Raw genomic sequence first — 18,950 nt, 5'->3', positions numbered from 1 at the left:
CTGACGGAGGCCGCCCGCCGGGGCAGGGCGATGCCCGCGTCGCTCGCGGTGGCGACCGTCCTGACAACGGCGACGTCCGGATGGCTGGCGTTCGAGGTGTACGAGCAGCGCGTCGAGGAGCAGCGGAACCAGGCCGTCCTGGCCGCTGCGCGCCAGTCCGCGCTGAACTTCACCTCGCTCGACCACCGGCACTACGGGCGGGACAGCACGAACGTGCTGAAGGGGGCCACCGGCGACTTCAAGGAGCAGTTCGCGGCGCAGACCGCCGAGCTGACCAAGCTGGTCGCCGCGAACAAGTCGGTCTCCGAGGGTCAGGTGCTTGAGGCGGGCATCGTCCGGGCCGACGAGCGGACCGCCCGGGTCCTGGTGGTCGCCGACAGCAAGGTGACCAACGTCGCCGCGCCCCAGGGGCAGGCCCGCACCTACAGGCTGCAGCTCGACCTCGTGCTCGAGAACGGCCGCTGGCTCACGTCCGACGTCGAGTTCGTGGGCTGAACCCATCCCGTATCCCGTTCCCCCAGAGAGGAGAACCCCCGTGGCGAACACGAGCACCCGAGGTCGCGGCGTCGGCTCGCCCGCCCGCCGCTCCATGACCGCGGCCGCCCGGGCGGCGGCCAAGCGCGCCCATCGTCCAGGAAACGGCGAGGACGGGCCGGACGAGGCCACGGTCGTGGCCGGACGTACGCTCCGCGCGGAGGAGCCGGAGCCGGGCGCGAAGGAGGCGGAGCTGGACTGGGAGGCGCCCGACTGGGAGGGGCCGGACCCGGAAGAGCCGGACCCGGAGGAGCCGTCGTCGCGTGGGAGGCGGCGGCGTCGCGGACTGCTGTCCGCCGTCCTCGCCGTCCTGGCCCTGGTGGCCCTGATCGCGACCGTCGTGCTCGTACGGGAGTACGGGGACGCCCGGCAGACGGACCAGGCGCGGCGGCAGGCGCTCTCCGCCGCGCAGAAGGCGGCGCCGGTCGTCCTGTCGTACGACTACCGGCATCTGGACCGGGACTTCGCCGCGGCGCGCGGCCATCTCACCGGCGCTTTCCGCGACGAGTACGGGAGGACGACGGCGAAGGTGGTGGCACCGACCGCGAAGAAGTACCAGGGCGTGGTCGAGGCGACGGTGGCGAAGCCACCGGGCGGTGGCGCCCCCGCGGCCTCGGTGGTGTCGGCGTCGCCCGACAGGGCCGTCGTCCTGCTGTTCGTCAACCAGGTGACCCGGAGCACGCAGGTCTCGGGGCCCCGCGTCGATCTGAACCGGGTGCGGATGACCCTCACGCGCACCTCGGAGGGCTGGAAGGTGAGTGCCGTCGACGCGCTGTAGCCGCAGACCGCCCGAACCCCCTGTCCGTACCCCTGCTGGGGCGCCCCCTGGGTGCCTCAGCAGGGGTCTTTTTTGCGCTCGCTTTCGTGGCCGGGTCTTGACAGCCCTCCCCCACGGCAGGCAATCTTCCGTTAAGCAGAAACAAACTTCCGCAATACGGAAGGAGCACCACACTCCCATGGCCCGCTTCTCAGAAGGCGCAGTCCCGGACCAGCGCTTCGATGTGAACCTGTCGATCCTCTTCACGGAACTCCCGCTCCTGGAGCGCCCCGCGGCCGCCGCCGCGGCGGGCTTCACGGCGGTCGAGCTGTGGTGGCCCTGGATCGAGACCCCGACGCCCGACCAGAGAGAGCTGGACGCCCTGAGGAAGGCGCTGGTGGACGCCGGCACCCAGCTGGTGGGTCTGAACTTCTACGCCGGGCGGCTGCCCGGCCCGGACCGCGGTGCGCTCTCCGTACCCGGCGAGGAGTCGGACCGCTTCCGCGCCAACATCGACGTGGCGGCGGACTTCGCCGCCACGGTCGGCTGCAAGGCGCTCAACGCGCTGTACGGCAACCGCGTCGACGGCGTCGACCCGGCCGTCCAGGACGAACTCGCCCTGGAGAACCTGGTCACGGCGGCCCGCGCGGCCGACCGGGTCGGGGCGATCCTGCTGATCGAGACCCTGAACAAGCCGGAGTCGCCGCTCTACCCGCTGGTGAGCGCACCCGCCGCGATCGAGGTCGTGGACAGGGTCAACGAGGCGACCGGACTCGGCAACGCCAAGTTCCTGCTCGACATCTACCACCTGTCCATGAACGGCGAGGACGTCAGCCAGGTCATCGAGGCCTACGCGGACCGGACCGGCCACGTACAGATCGCCGACAACCCGGGCCGGGGCGCCCCCGGCACCGGTTCGCTGCCGCTGGAGCAGCTCCTCGGCGAGCTGACGAAGGCCGGCTACGACGGCTGGATCGGCCTGGAGTACAAGCCCGGCGACCGCCCGAGCGCCGAGTCCTTCGACTGGCTCCCGGCCGGGGCGCGTTGACGCCCGCGGGGCCCGACGCCGCCTGACTCCCGCGGGGCCCGACGCCCCTCGACTTCTCGAGGGTCCGACGCCCCCTCACCTTCGTACAACCGCTGAGAGGTACCCCCAATGAGCTCCCTCGCAGACTCCCGCGCCGCCCTTCCCAGGATCGCCTGGATCGGCCTCGGCATCATGGGCTCCCCCATGTCCGAGAACCTGCTGAAGGCCGGCTACGCCGTCACCGGCTTCACGCTGGAGCAGGACAAGCTGGACCGGCTGGCCGCGGCCGGCGGCAGTGCCGCGGGCTCGATCGCCGAAGCCGTCGCGGACGCCGACGTCGTCATCACGATGGTGCCCGCCTCCCCGCAGGTCGAGGCCATCGCGTACGGCCCCGACGGCATCCTGGAGAACGCCAGGCCGGGCGCGCTGCTGATCGACATGTCCTCGATCACTCCGCAGACCTCGGTCGACCTGGCGAAGAACGCGGCGGACAAGGGCGTCCGCGTCCTGGACGCCCCGGTGTCCGGCGGCGAGGCGGGTGCCGTCGAGGCGGTGCTGTCGATCATGGTCGGCGGCGAGCAGGAGGTCTTCGACGAGGCCCTGCCCATCCTGGAGGCTCTCGGCAAGACGATCGTCCTGTGCGGCCCGCACGGCTCCGGCCAGACGGTGAAGGCCGCCAACCAGCTGATCGTCGCCGTCAACATCCAGGCCTGCGCCGAGGCGGTCGTCTTCCTGGAGAAGTCCGGTGTGAACCTCAAGGCCGCGCTCGACGTCCTCAACGGCGGCCTGGCCGGCTCCACCGTGCTGACCCGCAAGAAGGACAACTTCCTGAACCGGGACTTCAAGCCGGGCTTCCGGATCGACCTGCACCACAAGGACATGGGCATCGTCACCGACGCCGCCCGCAACGTGGGTGCGTCGCTTCCGGTCGGCGCCGTCGTCGCCCAGCTGGTGGCCTCCCTGCGCGCGCAGGGCGACGGCGGCCTGGACCACTCGGCCCTGCTCCGCGCCGTCGAGCGCCTCTCGGGCGAACCGGTGGCCTGAGCCCGGCCGGCTCCGCCCGCACCCAGGGCCCGAGGGCCCTCCCCCGACATCCGGGCCGTGGCTGCGCTGACACCTGTCCTGTCGCGCCCAAGTGCAGCCGCGGCCCGGATTCACACCCTTCATTTCAACAAACTGTTGACGTTCTCACGGAAGCGAATCTACGCTCCGCTCCTGACGCTTCAGCAGCTCCCGCACGGAAGGCCGACCCTCCCACCCATGACGCAGCGCGTGCTTACGACCGAGTCCGGCGCTCCGGTCGCCGACAACCAGAACTCCGCCACCGCCGGCGTCGGTGGCCCGCTCCTCCTCCAGGACCAGCATCTGCTGGAGAAGCTCGCCCGCTTCAACCGTGAGCGCATCCCGGAGCGCGTCGTCCACGCACGCGGCTCCGGCGCCTACGGCTACTTCGAGGTGACCGACGACGTCACCGGGTTCACCCGGGCCGGCTTCCTCTCCGAGGTCGGCAAGCGGACCCAGACGTTCCTTCGCTTCTCGACCGTCGCCGACTCGCTCGGCGGCGCGGACGCGGTCCGTGACCCGCGCGGCTTCGCGCTGAAGTTCTACACCGAGGAGGGCAACTACGACCTCGTCGGCAACAACACCCCGGTGTTCTTCATCAAGGACCCCGTCAAGTTCCCCGACTTCATCCACTCCCAGAAGCGCGACCCGTTCACGGGCAAGCAGGAGCCGGACAACGTCTGGGACTTCTGGGCCCACGCCCCCGAGGCCACGCACCAGATCACCTGGCTGATGGGCGACCGCGGCATCCCCGCCTCGTACCGCCACATGAACGGCTACGGCTCCCACACCTACCAGTGGACCAACGCCGCCGGTGAGGCCTTCTTCGTCAAGTACCACTTCAAGACGAACCAGGGCATCCGCTGCCTGTCGTCCGAGCAGGCCGCCGAGGTCGTGGGCACGGACGCCAACAGCCACCAGACCGACCTGCTGCAGGCCATCGAGCGCGGGGTCAACCCGTCCTGGACGCTGTACGTCCAGATCATGCCGGCGGCCGAGGCGGCGGACTACCGCTTCAACCCGTTCGACCTCACCAAGGTGTGGCCGCACAGCGACTACCCGCTGCAGCGCGTCGGCCGGCTCGTCCTCGACCGCAACCCGGACAACGTCTTCGCCGAGGTCGAGCAGGCGGCGTTCTCCCCGAACAACTTCGTGCCGGGCATCGGCCCTTCGCCGGACAAGATGCTCCAGGGCCGCCTCTTCGCGTACGCGGACGCCCACCGCTACCGTCTCGGCGTCAACCACACCCAGCTGCCGGTGAACTCCCCCAAGGCCGTTCCCGGCGGAGCCGACAACTACGGCCGCGACGGCTTCATGGCCATCCGCAACGGCTCGCGCACCGACAAGAACTACGAGCCCAACTCGTACTCCGGTCCCGCGCAGACGGACGCCGCCCTGTCCGCTCCGCTGGCCGTCCATGGCCACACGGGCACCCACGCCGCCCCGCAGCACACGAAGGACGACGACTTCTACCAGGCCGGCGAGCTGTACCGCCTGATGTCGGCGGACGAGAAGTCCCGCCTGGTCGCGAACATCGCCGGTGGCCTCTCGCAGGTCTCCCGCGACGACGTGATCGAGAAGAACCTCGCCCACTTCCACGCCGCCGACCCGGACTACGGCAAGCGCGTCGAAGAGGCGGTCACCGCCCTGCGCGAGGACTGAGCGCGCACGGAGCGAGTACTGAGCGAGGGTTTCGCTCTCCCGACCGCGTACGGGAGCCGACTGGGAGGTCTGGCTTCCGTACGCCGTCCGAACCGCCGGCCCGGATGAGGGGTGGCCGACGGCGAGGACAGCGCGAGGACCGCGGCGGCGTGCGAGCCAGTGCGGTGGTACGGGCCGCCCGGCGCCCTTCCTGACCTGAAGGAAGGACCGGCCGGACGCCCATCGCCCCGCCGCGGTCCCAGCGGCCCCTCTCCCGGGGCCGGTCACCACCCCACAGACTCCGCCCGGCGGCGCGAACGTCCTGTCTCGCCGGCCTCGCACCGTCGGGCGGCAACACCCTCAGACGCCTCAAAGCCAGGGCGCACGGTGCGGTTTACGGTCCCGCACCGCGTTCCCGAGCGATCGGCCTGTGACCTCCGCGCAGAGGTCCCAGGCCGATCGCGCATGTGTAGCGGGAACATCGCGGGAGCATGGCGCCGGGGTCCTCTCAGCGCATGATGGTCACGGGGTGCTCCGGGAGGTCGAGCCGGGCGCGACGGTCTTCGGCCAGCCCCGGGCGACCGTTCTCTTCGCCTTCTCCAGTTGCGCGTCCGTGGGAAACTGCGGGGTTCCCTCGACCGTCGGCAGCTTCGCGGCGGCGGCCTCGTCGAGGGTGCCGTCCTGCGCCATGACGTCCATCAGCACCGGGCGGGCGTAGCCGACGAGGCGGAGGTTCTGGCCTTCGACGCTGAAGAGGTACTCCTGCCACAGCCGGGCGGCTGCCGGGTGCGGGGCGTCCTTGTTGACGGCGAGTGCGTAGTACTGGGCGAAGCTGCCGTCGAAGGGGATGGCGACCTGCCAATCCACTCCCCGGCCGCGGAACCGGTCGGCGTAGTCGAGGTTGACGTAGTCCCAGTCGATGCTGATGGGCGTCCTCCCGCTCTCGACCGCGGCGGAGGTGGATTCGACGGGGCTGAAGTTGCCTCGCTTCCTCAGCTCAGCGAAGAAGTCGAGACCGGGCTCGATGTCGTCGAACGACCCGCCGTTCGCCAGGGATGCCGCGTACACGCCGGCGAAGGCGGTGTTGGACCGGGTGGGGTCGCCGTCGAGCGACACCTTGCCCTTGTACTGGGGCTTCAGCAGATCGGCGAAGGTCCGGGGGCAGGGGTCGACGCGCCGGGCGTCGCAGCCGATGGAGATGTAGCCCCCATAGTTGTTCGCCCAGCGGGCCCGCGGGTCCTTCTGGTTGTCCGGGATCGCGTCGAAGGCGGCGACCCGGTACGGCGCGAGCAGGTTCTGCCGGGCCGCCGACCGCGCGAAGGTGTCGCCCACGTCGATCACGTCGGGGGCGTCGGCCCGCCGCCCGGTCTTCTTGATGGCGTCGATCTCGTCCTGGCTGGACCCCTGCGGATCGTCGACCGTGACCTTGATCCCGTACTTCTTCTCGAAGCCGTCGATCAGACCGCCGTAGTTGGCCCAATCACGGGGAAGCGCGATCGCGTTGAGCGCGCCCTCGCCCTTCGCCGCGGCGATCAGCGCCCTCATGCCGCCCGCCTCCTCGGCGGAGGTGGCCACCCGTGGCGCCCTGGGCTCGGCGCGCGGACTCTCGCCACAGGCACCCAGGAGCACAAGAGCGAGACAGCAGCCGACGACGGCCACTGCTCGGACACGGGGTGCGGTCACATGGGCTCCAGGACGCGGTGTGGTGCCTCCTTGGTGCACTGGGGCGATGAACCGGTCATCAGAGCCAGCGTACTCGGACGAACCGGGGCACACCGGGGCCCTCATCACGCCGTGTCGTCCCAGAGGTCGACCAGGGCGTCGCCGAGGCCCTCCACCGACGGGCCGGCGCCGCCGTGGAGGGACAGTTCGGCCCAGATGATCTTTCCGGTCCGGGTGTAGCGAGTCCCCCACCGCTCGGCGAACTGGGCGACCAGGAAGAGTCCCCGGCCGCCCTCGTCGGTGAGGGTGGCGCGCCGCAGACGGGGGGAGGTACTGCTGCCGTCGGAGACCTCGCAGATCAGGGCGCGGTCGTGGAGCAGCCGAACCCTGACGGGGTCGCTGCCGTAACGGATGGCGTTGGTGATCAGCTCGCTGAGGACGAGCTCGGCGGAGAAACCGATGTGCCCCAGGCCCCACTCCTCCAGCCGGCGGACACAGGCCGTGCGGACCGGGGCCAGCGCCGCCGGGTCCCGGGGCACGTCCCATTCGGCGACCCGGCCGGGGTCGAGCCGGCGGGTGCGGGCCACCAGCAGCGCGATGTCGTCCCTGGGCCGGTCGGACATCATGGCCTCGATGACCGCGGCGCACGTGGCCTCCGGAGTGCGGTCGGGGCCGGCGAGCGCATCGCGCAGCGCCGCCAGACCGACGTCCAGGTCGTGCTCGCGGTCCTCGATCAGCCCGTCGGTGTAGAGCACGAGCCGGGACCCCTCGGCCACGGTCAGCTCGGCGCTCTCGGTGGGCAGACCGGCCCCCAGGCCCAGCGGCGGGGAGATCGGCAGCGAGGGGAAGTCGACGGTCCCGCCGGGCTGCACGACCGCCGGTCCCGGATGGCCCGCGGTGGCGACGGCCAGCTGCCCGGAGACCGGATCGTAGACGGCGTACAGGCAGGTGGCCCCGCTGATCCCCTGCCCGTTCCCGGCCGCGGGGTCCTCGTCGCTGTCGAGCTGGGCCACCAGCTCGTCCAGACGGCCCAGCAGTTCCTCCGGAGGCATGTCCAGGACGGAGAAGTTGTGGACGGCCGTGCGCAGCCGGCCCATGGTGGCCGCCGCGTGCAGACCGTGGCCGACGACGTCGCCGACCACGAGCGCGACCCGCGCGCCGGACAGCGGAATGACGTCGAACCAGTCGCCTCCCACCCCGGCCCGGGCGGGCAGGTAGCGGTGGGCCACCTCCAGGGCCGTCTGCTCGGGTACGCGGCGGGGCAGCAGACTGCGCTGCAGCGTGACGGCCATGGTGTGCTCACGCGTGTAGCGGCGGGCGTTGTCGATGCACACGGCCGCCCGGGCGGCCAGCTCCTCGGCGAAGGACAGGTCCTCCTCCTCGAACGGCGGGGAGCCGTCCGCCCGCCAGTAGTGCGCCGTTCCGAGCACCACCCCCCGGGCCCGCAGCGGGACCACGATCAGGGAGTGGATGCCGAGGTCGAGGACCTGCCGGGCGCGGCCGGGGTCCTGGGCCCGCCAGCCCTCGGAGGCGTTGAGGTCCCGCACCAGGACCGCGCGGCCGCCGGCCGCGCCCGCGCCCGCGCCCATGGGATGGGAGCGGACGAACCGGATCAGCTCCCCGGCCGGATGGAGCGGATGGTCTCCCTCCAGGCCGACGACGGTGGTCCTGCGCATCTCGGTGCTCGCGCCGGACGGCTCCTCGCCGCGCAGGACCGGGTCCTGGAGCTCGACGGTGGCGATGTCGGCGAAGCGGGGGACCACGACCTCCGCGAGCTCCTCGGTGGTGCGGGTGACGTCCAGGGTGGTGCCGATGCGCATCCCGGCGTCGTAGAGCAGCCGGAGCTGCTCGCGGGCCGTCTCTGCCCTGCCGGCGAGAGCCTGCAGTTCGGTGGTGTCCCGCAGCGTGACCACTCGGCTCGCCGGCCCCAGGGGGGCGGTGAACCGCTTGTTGACCGCGAGGAGCCGGTCGCCGGCCAGGTGCACCTCGTCGGTGGCCGGGCGCTCCGACGTGAGCAGCTCGGCGAGGTCCCCTTCCAGTCCCAGCTCGTCGGCGTGGCGGTGCTCCGCGTCCGCCGGCAGGTTCAGCAGCCGGCGGGCCTCGTCGTTGGCCAGCAGCAGCCGGCCGTCGCCCCCGATGATCAGCACCCCTTCACGTACCGCGTGCAGGACCGCGTCGTGGTGCTCGTACATCCGTGTCATCTCGGCCGGGCCGAGGCCGTGGGTCTGCCGCCGCAGCCGGCGGCTCACGAGCGCCGACCCGGCGCCGGCGAGGGCGAGGGAGCCCACCGCGACGCCGAAGAGGACGGGCAGCTGCCGGTTCACCCTGTTCTGGATGTTGCCCACCGTGACGGGGACGGCGACGACGGCGGCGACCGAGCCGTCAGGGGCTTTGACCGGGACCGCCGAGACCACGGACAGCCCGAGGGAGCCCTGGAAGGTCCTGGTGAAGGACTTGCCTTCGGCCGCCTCGGCGTAGGGGCCGATGACGTGTTTCCCGATCTGGGAGGGGTCACTGTGGGTGAGGGTGATCCCGTCGGGCCGGTACACGATGATGGCGTCGACGCCCGCCGCCTTACGGACCTGCTGGGCGCTCGCCTGCAGCATCGCCGTGGGATCGGGGCTGTCCAGTGCCGTGAGGATGCCCGGGGAGCTGGCGAAGGTCCGGGCCGCGGTGAGCGTCCGGTTCTGGGCGTCCGCCATGCTGTCGCGGCGGGCCTGCACGACGAGTGCCACCAGCCCGGCGGCGACGACGAGGACCACGACCGCCAGCTGCAGGAGGAACACCTGGCCCGCGAGGCTGCGCATGCCCAGCGGGGACCGCAGGCTCCGCGACAGCCGCGCGCCACCCCCTCGGGGCGGCCGGTCGTGCTGCTTGCCCTGCTGATCCTGCCGGTCCTGCTGGCCCTGCTGGCCCTGCTGGCCCTGACGGCCGTGGCCCGGGCGGTGCAGCCGACCGGGCAGAATCCTCCTGGTTGAATTCAGCAACTTACGTCTGATTCGAACCAAAGCTCCGCGCATAGTTCATTTGTATCGTTTGCGGGTTCCGGTCCCCGGGCGATCAGGCGGGACGCAGGCCGCGCCCCGCGGCCCGCAGCCCGCGACCGAAGGGCGGTCCACCCCCACGGTGGACCGCCCCGGCCGGCTGCGGATGGTGCGTCAGACCTTGAGCGCCTTGATGGCGGTGGGCGCGTGGCCCGGCTCGGTGGCGATCTCCTCGAACTCGGTGACGTCGCTGATGTCCGCGGTGCGGCTCATCGAGATGTTGGTGATGCGCTCCAGGATCGCCTCGACGACGACCGGCACCCGGTACTCGGCGGCGAGCTTCTTGGCCTGCTCGAAGGCGGCGCCCAGCTCGCTCGGGTCGGTGACGCGGATGGCCTTGCAGCCCAGACCCTCGGCGACCTTGACGTGGTCGACGCCGTAGACGCCCAGCTCCGGGGAGTTGATGTTCTCGAACTCCAGGTTGACCTGGAAGTCGATGTCCAGGCCGAGCTGCGCCTGGCGGATCAGGCCCAGGTAGGAGTTGTTCACGAGGACGTGGACGTACGGGATCCGGTGCTGCGCGCCGACCGCCAGCTCCTCGATCATGAACTGGAAGTCGTAGTCGCCGGAGAGGGCGACGACCGGGGCCTCCGGGTCGGCGGTGGCGACGCCGAGCGCTGCCGGGATGGTCCAGCCGAGCGGGCCCGCCTGGCCGCAGTTGATCCAGTGGCGCGGCCGGTAGACGTGGAGCATCTGCGCGCCGGCGATCTGGGAGAGGCCGATGGTCGTGACGTAGCGCGTCTCCGGGCCGAAGGCCTTGTTCATCTCCTCGTAGACGCGCTGCGGCTTGATCGGGATGTCGTCGAAGTGCGTGCGGCGCTGCAGCGTGGCCTTGCGTTCCTGCGTGGAGGCGACCCAGCCGGAGCGGTCGGGGAGCTTCCCGGCCGCCTTCAGCTCCTTGGCGACCTCGACGAAGAGCTCCAGCGCGGCCTTGGCGTCGGAGGCGATGCCGTAGTCGGGGGCGAAGATCTTGCCGATCTGGGTGGGCTCGATGTCGACGTGGACGAAGGTGCGGCCGCGGGTGTAGACGTCGAGCTTGTAGCCGGTGTGGCGGTTGGCCCAGCGGTTGCCGATGCCGAGGACGAAGTCGGACTCCAGGAAGTTCGCGTTGCCGTAGCGGTGCGAGGTCTGCAGGCCGACCATGCCGGCGTTCAGCTCGTGGTCGTCCGGGATGGTGCCCCAGCCCATCAGGGTCGGGATGACCGGGGTGCCGGTGATCTCGGCGAACTCGACGAGCAGGTCGGAGGCGTCGGCGTTGATGATGCCACCGCCGGCGACGATCAGCGGGCGCTCGGACGCCAGCAGGTACGAGATCGCCTTCTCGATCTGGGCGCGGGTCGCGGCGGGCTTGTAGACCGGCAGCGGCTCGTACGTCTGCGGGTCGAACTCGATCTCGGTGAGCTGGACGTCGATGGGCAGGTCGATGAGGACCGGACCGGGGCGGCCGGAGCGCATCAGGTGGAAGGCCTGCTGGAAGACGCCCGGAACCTGCGCCGCCTCCAGGACCGTCGTCGCGGCCTTGGTCACCGGCTTGGCGATCGAGGCGATGTCGACGGCCTGGAAGTCCTCCTTGTGGATCACATGGGTCGGCGCCTGGCCGGTGATGCACAGGATCGGAATCGAGTCACCGATGGCGGAGTACAGCCCGGTGATCATGTCGGTGCCGGCGGGACCGGACGTACCGATGCAGACACCGATGTTGCCCGGGTTGGTCCGGGTGTAGCCCTCGGCCATGTGCGAGGCGCCCTCGACATGGCGGGCGAGGGTGTGGTCGATGCCGCCGCCCTCCTTGAGGGCCTTGTAGAAGGGGTTGATCGCCGCGCCCGGCACACCGAATGCGTGGCTGACGCCTTCGCGCTTGAGGATCTCAACTGCCGCTCGGGCGGCGGTCATACGAGGCATGGAGTGCTCCTGCTTCGGCCTGGCGGATCGGGCTCTGTCGCGCCACCTGAGAGCGTCGATTCCGTGCTGGTCCCTACACCCTCCGCACCTTCTTCCATGATGCGGAAGTTTGTTTCTACTATTCGGAAGCAATCTAGGCCGAGCCATGGGTGGCGTCAAGGGAGGACGGGGCAGAGGCGGGCCGGCGATGGCCGAAGTCCCTCCCCAAGGCCTCGCGGTTGGTGGACGATGGACCATGAGGCGCGTCCGAGGGCGCCGGAGGGGGACGGACATGGGAGATCACGTACCGGTGCGCTGCCCGGTCTGCCGTCGTACGCACACGTTCGCGTCACCCGTCTATCCCTGCGCGTGCGGGGCGCCGCTCGCCCCGCCCCTGCTGCGAGGCGCTCCCGCCGAACCGATACGGCACCGCACCTGGACGGACGACTGGGTCACCGTGCGCTGCCAGGCGTGCGGGCGTCAGGACCAGTGGCCGCAGCCGGAGCTGGGCTGTCCGTGCGGGACGGTGCTGCGCATCCCGGTGCGACCGGTGACGGCGGCGCCGACGTCGTCGGCGGGTGCGACCGCGGCGCAGCGGGCCGCGGCGGCCGCGGCGGGCGCCGCAGGCCCCGTTGCGGACGGGACGACAGCCCAGCCGTCCGTCTCTCCCGGCACCCCGGAGTCCCCCGGGCCCATCGGCTCGCCTGCGTCGGGCCGCCCCACGCTCATCCCTCCGCCGCGTACGGTCGCCGCGCCCCGCCCCACCTTCCACCCGGTGACGATCCGCACGGCACGCGACGCGGTGACCGCCGCGGCGCTCTACCTTCGCTGGCTCGGCTTCCAGGAGGTCGTCCAGCCCGAGGAGAGGCCCGCCTCCGGGATCGATCTGCGCGCGCCCGGCCTGGTCGCGCAGGTCGACCCCACCACCCGGCCGACGGGCCTGCGCGCCGTCGAATGCCTCTGGCTGAACGCCTTGAGCGCCTCCGCCGTCAGCGTCTTCTTCTCCCTCGCGGGCTACGCGGCGGACGCCCGGGCCCGCGCGGACGATCTCGGCGTCCCGCTCTTCGTCATGGACCTCACCGGCACCCCTCAGCCGGTGAACGCGCCGGCGGACGAACTGCTGTCCACCGGCGCGTAGGGCTTACGGACGGAAGCGCGCGACGGGCACGCGAAAGCGCCGTGGCCGACAGGAAGTTCCTGTCGGCCACGGCGCTGAGGGCCGGACGCGCCCGTTCACCGGAACGCCCGCCGACATACGTCAGGCGTAGGCGTATCCCCGGCGTAGGTGTACGTCAGGCGTACTGCCTCGTCGGGCGTACTGCCTCGTCAGGCAGCGGCGGCGAACTTGGGGTTCGTGCCGTACTGGTTCTCGGCCGACTTGCCCTCGCTGGCGAGGAAGACCAGCAGGATGATGGAGCCCACGAGCGGGATGAAGGCGATGAGGATCCACCAGCCGGAGCGGTCGGTGTCGTGCAGGCGGCGGACCGTCACACCCAGGTTCGGCAGGAGCACCGCCACGGCGTAGATGCTGTAGATCACCGGGGAGGTGCCGAGGGCGAGGTCGAGCGCGAACGTCACGGCCAGGGCGATGACGTTGAAGAGGATGAACATCCAGTATTCCTTGCGGCGCGCACGGCCGCTGAACACCGCATACTTCTTCAGAACATCCAGGTAGTAGTTCATTGCGTCCCCCCAAAGGATCGCGAGCAGGGCCGGTCCTCATGGAGCGGCCACCGGCCGGAGGTACTCGGCCGGTGGCTGAAAATAGAGCCTTTGATGTGCGCTGGTCAAAACGTTATCCGGCGCCCCCGAATCGTCGCCTGAGTTCCACCTTCCGCACCTTGCCGCTCACCGTCATCGGGTAGGCGTCCAGGATCTCCAGCCGCCTGGGGATCTTGTAGTGCGCGAGCTGTTCGCGGCAGAAAGCGGTGAGTTCCCCCAGCGTCGGCGGGTCGGCGGGATCGCGCGCGATGACACAGGCCAGGATCTCCTCGCCGTACCTCTCGTCGGGGACGCCGACGACCTGGACGTCGGCGACCTTGGGATGGCCGTACAGGAACTCCTCGATCTCACGCGGATACACGTTCTCCCCGCCTCGGATGATCATGTCCTTGATACGGCCGACGATCTGGACGTAGCCGTCCTCGCGGATGACGGCGAGGTCGCCCGTGTGCATCCAGCGGCCGGCGTCGATCGCCTCGGCGGTCTTCTCCGGCTCGTTCCAGTACCCGAGCATCACGCTGTAACCGCGGGTGCACAGCTCGCCCGATGCGCCGCGTGGCAGGGTCACCCCGCTGACCGGGTCGACGACCTTGACCTCGACATGCGGCAGGACCCGGCCGACGGTGCCGGTGCGGCGCTCCAGGTCGTCGTCGCGGCGGGTCTGGGTGGAGACCGGGGAGGTCTCCGTCATGCCGTAACAGATCGACACCTCCGCCATGTTCATCTCGGAGACGACCCGCTTCATCACCTCCACCGGGCAGGGCGAGCCCGCCATGATCCCGGTGCGCAGCGAACTCAGGTCGTACGTCGCGAAGTCCGGCAGATTCAGCTCGGCGATGAACATCGTCGGCACGCCGTAGAGCGAGGTGCAGCGCTCCTGCTGCACCGCCCGCAGGGTCGCGGCGGGGTCGAAGGACGGAGCCGGGATGACGATGCAGGCGCCGTGCGAGGTGGCACCGAGGTTTCCCATGACCATGCCGAAGCAGTGGTAGAAGGGCACGGGCAGACAGACCCGGTCCTGCTCGGTGTAGCCGATCATCTCCCCCACGAAGTAACCGTTGTTGAGGATGTTGTGGTGGGAGAGGGTGGCGCCCTTCGGGAACCCGGTGGTGCCGGAGGTGTACTGGATGTTGACGGGGTCGTCGCACGACAACTGCGCCTCACGGGCGACGAGTTCGGCGGCGAGGTCAGCCATGTGGTCGACGGTGTGGCCGGCGGTGGGTTCGTCCGCGCCCGTGGACCCGGCGGGGGACTCAGCGGGGGACTCGGCGGACGAGACCAGCTCGTCCCAGCTGTCGTCGCCGATGTAGTGCACCGACCGCAGCGCGGGGCAGTTGCCGCGCACCTCGTCGACGATCGCCCGGTAGTCGCTCGTCCGGTGGGCACGCGAGGCGACGAGCAGCGTGACCCCGGCCTGGTTCAGGACGTACTCCACCTCGTGGGCGCGGTACGCCGGGTTGATGTTCACCATGATCGCGCCGATGCGTGCCGTCGCGTACTGCACGAGCACCCACTCCGGGCAGTTCACCGCCCAGATGCCGACCCGGTCGCCCTTGGCGACACCGCGCGCGAGCAGCGCCCGGGCCAGCCGGTCGACGTCCGCGCCGAACTCCGCGTACGTCCAGCGGCGCCCGGACGGGACGTCGACGAGCGCCTCCCGCTGCGGATACGCCCCGATCACGCGGTCGAGACTGCGACCGATCGTGTCGCCGAGCAGCGGGACCTCTCCCGTGCCGTGCGTGTAGGACAGGGGCGAGGTCATCGCAGGTCCCCCTCGTCGTACTCGGCCGTGGAGCCCTGTGCCGTGCGCTCACGGAGCTCGATCCTGCGGATCTTCCCGGACACGGTCTTCGGCAGCTCGGCGAACTCCAGTCGGCGCACGCGCTTGTACGGCGCGAGGACGGCCCGTGAGTGCGCGAAGATCTGCCGCGCGGTGTCGGCGGTCGGCTCCCAGCCGTCCGCGAGCACCACATACGCCTTGGGCACGGCGAGGCGCACCGGGTCGGGTGCGGGGACGACCGCTGCCTCGGCGACCGCGTCGTGCTCGAGCAGCGCGCTTTCCAGCTCGAACGGCGAGATCTTGTAGTCGGACGCCTTGAAGACGTCGTCGGCGCGGCCGACGTAGGTGATGTAGCCGTCGGCGTCGCGCGCGCCGATGTCGCCGGTGCGGTAGTAGCCGTCGGCCATCGCCTCGGCCGTACGCTGCGGGTCGCCGTGGTAGCCGGTCATCAGCCCCACCGGGCCGGCCGAGAGATCCAGCGCGATCTCCCCCTCGTCGGCGCCCGGCTTTCCGCTGACGGGGTCGAGGAGTTCGACACGGAAGCCGGGACTGGGCCGGCCCATGGAGCCCGCCTTCAGCAGCTGGCCCGGGCTGTTGGAGACCTGGACGGCCGTCTCGGTCTGTCCGAATCCGTCGCGGATGGTCACGCCCCAGGCGCGCCGCACGGATTCGATGACCTCGGGGTTGAGCGGCTCACCGGCGGCGACGACCTCACGGGGCGGTGTGCGCAGTTGGGTCAGGTCCGCCTGGATCAGCATCCGCCACACGGTCGGCGGGGCGCAGAAGCTGGTGACGCCGGCGCGGTCCATCTGTGCCATCAGCCGGCCCGCGTCGAAGCGCGTGTAGTTGTGGATGAAGACGGTCGCCCCGGCGTTCCAGGGAGCGAAGAGATTGGACCAGGCGTGCTTGGCCCAGCCGGGCGAGGAGATGTTGAGGTGCACGTCGCCCGGCTTCAGTCCGATCCAGTACATGGTGGCCAGATGGCCGACCGGATAGGACACATGCGTGTGCTCGACGAGTTTGGGCCGGGCGGTGGTGCCGGAGGTGAAGTAGAGCATCAGGGGGTCGTCGGCGCGGGTCGGGCCGTCGGGCTCGAACGCCTCGGGTGCCGCGTAGGCGTGCTCGTACGGGAGCCAGCCCGTGACGCCTCCGGCGCCCACCACGATCCGGGTGTAGTCGCCCGGCACCTCGTCGAACTTGGCGGTGTCGTCGGTCCGTACGATCACCTGGCGCACCCGCCCCCGCTCGATGCGGTCCCGCAGATCGAGCGGGCCGAGCAGCGGGGTCGCGGGGATGACGACGGCCCTGAGCTTCATCGCGGCGAGGGCCGTCTCCCACAACTCGGCCTGGTTGCCGAGCATCACGAGGATGCGGTCGCCGGCGCGGACGCCCTGCTGCCGGAGCCAGTTCGCGGCACGGTTCGAGCGGGAGCTCAGCTCGGCGAAGCTGAGCAGGGTCGTGTCGCCGTCCTCCTCGACGATGTGCAGCGCGGGCCGGTCGTTGCCCTCGGCGATCGCGTCGAACCAGTCCAGCGCCCAGTTGAACCGGTCGAAGCGCGGCCAGGCGAAGCCCTCGTACGCCGTCGGGTAGTCCTCCCGGTGCCGCAGCAGGAAGTCCCGGGCGGCCCGGAACCTCTCCGTGGCCCCGAACCCTTCCGCGTCTCCGAACTCCTCCGCGGCTCGGATCTCTTCCGCGTCCCGGAACCCTTCCGCGTCGCGGCGCCTCTCCGCGTCCCGGAACCTCTCCGCGTCGCGGAACCCTTCCGACTCGCCGACTGACGTCATGTGTCCTCCTCGTTGCGGGACCGCTCATCAACATCGTGTAATCGGTGACGCAGGTCTCACTACCCCCGTACGGGGGTGCTGTGCCCCCCGTACGGGGGTGGCGTGCTGCGGGGAGGGCCGAATCGGATGACCTCAGCGACCTCGGGTGCCTCAGGGATGGGGGCGGAAGCGGTGGTGGAGGCGGTGGAGGTACGGGCCGCGCTGCTGCGGCTGCGCCGCGCCACCGGCCTGCAGATCGCCTTCGGCGGTCTGCTGCGCGAGCCCCGCCGGATGCGTATCGCCGAGCTCAACGGCGCGGCGACCGGCGCGCTGCGCGGCCTGGCGATCCGGTCCGGAAACGGTCTCGGCGGCAGGGCGATCGCGCTGTCGCGGTCGTGCGCGGTGACGGACTACCGCGCGGCGCGCCACATCAGCCACGAGTACGACGCGGCGGTGGCGGCGGAAGGGCTGCGCTCGGTGCTCGCGGTGCCCGTCGTCGTACGCCGGAAGGTGCGGGGCGTGCTGTACGGGGCGCTGCGGCAGCCGCTGACCCTGGGCGACCGCACCCTCGACGCGGCGGTGGCGGCCGCGCGCGACGTGGAACAGAGCCTGGTCGTACGGGACGAGGTCGAGCGGCTGGTGGCGGCGGAGCGGGCGCCGGCTCCCGACCATCCTGCGCGGGCGGACGAGGAGGTGCGCGCACAAGTCCGCGCGGAAGTGCGCGCGGAGGTCCGCGAGATCCATTCCGAACTCCGCGCGCTCGCCTCGCGGATCGTGGACGCCGGGCTCCGCGCCGACCTGCTGTCCATGTGCGACAGGCTCACCGCCGCGGCCACGCCCGGTGCCGCTGTCCGCGATACCGGCATCGCCCTGGCGCCGCGCGAGCTGGATGTGCTTGCCTGCGTGGCGACGGGTTCCACCAACGCGGCCGCGGCCTCCCGGCTGGGCCTGCGCCCGGAGACGGTCAAGAGCTATCTCCGGGCGGCCATGCGCAAACTGGGCGCCCACACACGCCTGGAGGCGGTGGCGGCGGCGAGACGGGCAGGGCTGCTGGCCTGAGCGCCGGGACGCGGCGGGGAGGTGCGTGCGGCGGGCGGGTGCGGGACCGGACGGCGCACTGGAGCAGGCCAATTGCGACGCCGACGTGGACCTTGGCACCGACCGCGCCCGACCGTGCCCGACCGTGCCAGACCATCGTGTCCGTCCTCGCGTCCCCAGGCGCGGGCCCGGGCCGGGCCGCGGTCGCAGGACGGAGCGAGGGAGAGGTGCATGTCGAGGGAGAGGTGCACGTGATGGTGTCCACGGACAGGATGCTCGCCTTCGCGGCGATGTCGCTGCTTGTGATCGTGATTCCAGGGCCGAGCGTGCTCTTCGTGATCGGGCGTGCGCTGGCGCACGGGCGACGCACCGCCGTGGCGACGGCGCTCGGCAACGTCTTCGGCTCGTACGTACTGGTCGTCGCCGTCGCGCTGGGTATCGGCTCCCTCGTGGAGAGCTCCGTGACCGTGTTCGTCGTGGTGAAGCTGGCCGGCGCCGCCTACCTCGTCCACCTCGGTGTGCAGGCGTTCCGGCACCGGAAGGAGCTGAGGGTCTCGGCCGCCACGGCCGGCGTTCCCGCCGGCACGGTTTCCGCGCGCCCGGGGCGCGGTGATCTGCGGACGGTCGTGGACGGGGCGGTCGTCGGGGTCACCAACCCGAAGGGCATCGTCTTCTTCGCCGCCGTACTCCCCCAGTTCGTGGACCCCTCCCTGGGCCATGTGACCGGCCAGATGCTCCTGCTGGGACTGGTCCCGATCTCGATCGGGCTGGTCACGGACACCCTGTGGGGGCTCGGTGCGGCGTCGGCGCGCAACTGGTTCGCCCGCTCGGAGCGGCGGCTCTCACTGGTCGGCGGCGCGGGCGGGTTCGCCATGATCGGGCTCGGGGTCACGGTCGCGGCCACCGGCCGCGCGGACTGACACGCCAGCACCCCCTCGCGGGCATTCGGCGCCGTCACCGTCAGGAGCGCGTCAAAGGATGGCCCGTACGGATCAGCGCCGCGTCATGAAACGGCGGTCCCACTTCGCCGGGCGGGACA

General features: G+C 71.2%; 14 protein-coding genes. 8 read left to right on the top strand and 6 right to left on the bottom strand.

The window, feature by feature from the left end; translation table 11 throughout:
- The first annotated feature begins 30 nt into the window (after positions 1-30).
- The 5 genes from OG766_RS29160 (at position 31) to OG766_RS29140 (ending at position 5,042) form a co-directional block, all read left to right on the top strand.
- Positions 31-495, top strand: coding sequence for a hypothetical protein (locus OG766_RS29160; protein WP_266388768.1), 465 nt, complete (start codon positions 31-33; stop codon positions 493-495).
- A gap of 40 nt (positions 496-535) precedes the next feature.
- The gene (locus OG766_RS29155) at positions 536-1,312 is read left to right on the top strand and encodes a hypothetical protein (protein ID WP_266387119.1); all 777 of its coding nucleotides are present in this window, start codon (positions 536-538) and stop codon (positions 1,310-1,312) included.
- 178 nt (positions 1,313-1,490) lie between these two features.
- Positions 1,491-2,339, top strand: coding sequence for a TIM barrel protein (locus tag OG766_RS29150; protein WP_266387122.1), 849 nt, complete (start codon positions 1,491-1,493; stop codon positions 2,337-2,339).
- A gap of 108 nt (positions 2,340-2,447) precedes the next feature.
- Positions 2,448-3,362, top strand: a complete 915-nt coding sequence (locus OG766_RS29145; protein WP_266387125.1) for a 2-hydroxy-3-oxopropionate reductase — start codon at positions 2,448-2,450, stop codon at positions 3,360-3,362.
- Positions 3,363-3,578: 216 nt separating this feature from the next.
- A complete protein-coding gene (locus OG766_RS29140; protein WP_328726564.1) occupies positions 3,579-5,042 on the top strand; it encodes a catalase in 1,464 nt (487 codons plus the stop codon).
- A gap of 501 nt (positions 5,043-5,543) precedes the next feature.
- On the opposite strand, the gene OG766_RS29135 is transcribed toward OG766_RS29140, so the two are convergent.
- The 3 genes from OG766_RS29135 to gcl all read right to left on the bottom strand — a co-directional run bounded on the left by OG766_RS29135 (position 5,544) and on the right by gcl (position 11,629).
- Positions 5,544-6,704, bottom strand: coding sequence for an ABC transporter substrate-binding protein (locus OG766_RS29135; protein WP_328726563.1), 1,161 nt, complete (start codon positions 6,702-6,704; stop codon positions 5,544-5,546).
- 104 nt (positions 6,705-6,808) lie between these two features.
- Positions 6,809-9,490, bottom strand: a complete 2,682-nt coding sequence (locus OG766_RS29130) for a SpoIIE family protein phosphatase (protein ID WP_328726562.1) — start codon at positions 9,488-9,490, stop codon at positions 6,809-6,811.
- 351 nt (positions 9,491-9,841) lie between these two features.
- Positions 9,842-11,629, bottom strand: a complete 1,788-nt coding sequence (gcl, locus tag OG766_RS29125) for a glyoxylate carboligase (RefSeq protein ID WP_266387133.1) — start codon at positions 11,627-11,629, stop codon at positions 9,842-9,844.
- A gap of 271 nt (positions 11,630-11,900) precedes the next feature.
- Here gcl and OG766_RS29120 point away from each other — a divergent pair, with 271 nt between their 5' ends.
- Positions 11,901-12,746, top strand: a complete 846-nt coding sequence (locus tag OG766_RS29120) for a hypothetical protein (protein ID WP_266387136.1) — start codon at positions 11,901-11,903, stop codon at positions 12,744-12,746.
- Between the two features lie 188 nt (positions 12,747-12,934).
- Here OG766_RS29120 and OG766_RS29115 read toward each other — a convergent pair whose 3' ends face one another.
- The 3 genes from OG766_RS29115 to OG766_RS29105 all read right to left on the bottom strand — a co-directional run bounded on the left by OG766_RS29115 (position 12,935) and on the right by OG766_RS29105 (position 16,894).
- Positions 12,935-13,291 (bottom strand): DUF805 domain-containing protein, encoded by a 357-nt coding sequence (locus OG766_RS29115; RefSeq protein ID WP_266387139.1) that lies wholly within the window; start codon positions 13,289-13,291, stop codon positions 12,935-12,937.
- Between the two features lie 112 nt (positions 13,292-13,403).
- Positions 13,404-15,092 carry an AMP-binding protein gene (locus tag OG766_RS29110; protein WP_328726561.1) on the bottom strand — a complete coding sequence of 563 codons (1,689 nt, stop codon included), beginning with the start codon at positions 15,090-15,092 and terminating at the stop codon, positions 13,404-13,406.
- Positions 15,089-16,894, bottom strand: a complete 1,806-nt coding sequence (locus OG766_RS29105) for an AMP-binding protein (RefSeq protein WP_266387145.1) — start codon at positions 16,892-16,894, stop codon at positions 15,089-15,091. Before OG766_RS29105 ends, OG766_RS29110 begins: the two co-directional genes overlap by 4 nt.
- Before the next feature lie 126 nt (positions 16,895-17,020).
- Here OG766_RS29105 and OG766_RS29100 point away from each other — a divergent pair, with 126 nt between their 5' ends.
- Both OG766_RS29100 and OG766_RS29095 read left to right on the top strand, forming a co-directional pair.
- Complete coding sequence (locus OG766_RS29100; RefSeq protein WP_328726560.1) at positions 17,021-17,932, top strand: helix-turn-helix transcriptional regulator; 912 nt, start codon at positions 17,021-17,023, stop codon at positions 17,930-17,932.
- 233 nt (positions 17,933-18,165) lie between these two features.
- A complete protein-coding gene (locus tag OG766_RS29095; RefSeq protein WP_266387151.1) occupies positions 18,166-18,831 on the top strand; it encodes a LysE family translocator in 666 nt (221 codons plus the stop codon).
- Positions 18,832-18,950: the final 119 nt, after the last annotated feature.

The organism is Streptomyces sp. NBC_00259, assembly GCF_036181745.1.
Lineage (GTDB): Bacteria > Actinomycetota > Actinomycetes > Streptomycetales > Streptomycetaceae > Streptomyces > Streptomyces pratisoli.
This window is presented reverse-complemented; position numbering and strand designations above follow the sequence as displayed.